The 1,694-nt window shown below is 32.8% G+C and carries 2 protein-coding genes; both read left to right on the plus strand.

All coding sequences use genetic code 11. From position 1 onward, the window contains the following. Positions 1–360, plus strand: a 360-nt coding sequence (locus ACFFU9_RS12880; protein WP_379861878.1) for a hypothetical protein, incomplete at its 5' end; no start/stop codon positions are given. 21 nt (positions 361–381) lie between these two features. Further along, positions 382–1,694, plus strand: a 1,313-nt coding sequence (locus ACFFU9_RS12885) for a sugar-binding domain-containing protein (protein WP_379861880.1), incomplete at its 3' end; no start/stop codon positions are given.

The following is a 1,694-nucleotide window of genomic DNA, read 5'->3' on the forward strand; positions in this document are numbered from 1 at the left end:
GGAGAAAGCAATTTTCATCCCAATATAGCTACTGCTTTTTCAGTGGAGAGTAATGAGAAAATAACCATTCAATTTATCGAAACTCAAAGCGAAGGTTATATGGTTAAGGTGAAATTAAATAAAATGTCTCTAAAACCAAATGATGCCTATGGTGTTGTAATTAATAATGTCTCTTATTTGAATGTAGAAGATATTAAAATTCCAGGAATTCAAGAAGAAGAAGGAAGCACGTCTTTCCATGTATTTATACCACATGCAAAAGTTAAAGAAAATTCAAATTATGCTATAAAAGCATATATAACGAAACAAGGTAAAACTATAGAAAGTGCCATAGTAAATCAACATACATCAAAACAATAATAAATTACTAATATTAATAACATGACGAAGTACTCCATCATCATCCTCACCATTGTTTCATTTTTATCTTGTCATCAAGTAGAAACAAAAAAGCCTGTTTACGTAGCCGAAACATGGGAAAATCCAGAATGGGAAAACCCAGAAATCTTTCAAATAAATAGAGAAGAACCTATAGCTTCTTTTTATAAATATTTAGATGAAAAATCGGCTTTAGCTAATGAGAGTTGGAAAAATTCCTCATTATACCAATCCTTAAATGGCACATGGAAATTTTATTACGCAGATAGCGTACAAGCAAGGCCAACAAATTTCTACAAGCCAGACTTTAATTTAGAGGGTTGGGACGACATTACAGTGCCTTCTAATTGGGAACTTAAAGGTCATGGAATTCCTATTTATACGAATAGAACTTACATGTTTCCTCCAAACCCACCTTTTATTCCTCATAACTTAAATAATAATGGGAGTTATAAAAAAGAATTTGAAATTTCTAAAGATTGGGATGGAAAAGATATTTATTTACACTTTGAAGGTGTAAGTGGCGCCATGTATGTTTGGTTAAATGGAAACATGGTTGGCTATAATGAAGGTAGTAAAACAGCTGCTGAATTTAAAATAACAGATTTCGTAAAAGAAGGAACAAACGATTTAGCGGTACAAGTGATGCGTTGGTCGGATGCTAGTTATATGGAAGACCAAGATTTCTGGAGATTAAGCGGTATCGAGCGTGACGTATATGTGTATGCAGCAGAAAAAGTAACTTTAAGAGACTTTAGAGTGACCTCAGACTTAGAAAATGATTATAAAGATGGCATTTTTAAAGTTGATTTAAAAATAGATAACAATTCAGGTTCTGCAGTAGAAAAAGATGTGAAAGTTCAACTTTTAGATGGAACTACAGAAGTGTATTCCGATACTCAAAAAGTGTCCTTAAAAAATGGAAGGACCGTTATTAACTTCAGTAAAATTTTACCAAATGTAAAAACGTGGAATGCAGAAACGCCGAATTTATATACGCTTTTATTAACCGTTAATGGAGAGTCTACGGCTATTAAAGTTGGTTTTAGAAACATCACTATTAAAAACAATCAGTTTTTAGTAAATGGGATGCCAGTTTTGATAAAAGGCGCTAATTTACATGACCATAGTGATACAGAAGGCCACGTTATTTCTGAAGAATTAACGAAACTTGATATGGAAGTGATGAAGCAGAATAACTTAAATGCGATTCGTTGCAGCCACTACCCAAAAAATCCACATTTTTACAGATTAGCCGATAAATATGGTTTTTATGTAGTGGATGAAGCTAATATTGAAACCCATGGTATGGGAGC

The organism is Mariniflexile ostreae (assembly GCF_042427585.1).
GTDB lineage: Bacteria > Bacteroidota > Bacteroidia > Flavobacteriales > Flavobacteriaceae > Pseudalgibacter > Pseudalgibacter ostreae.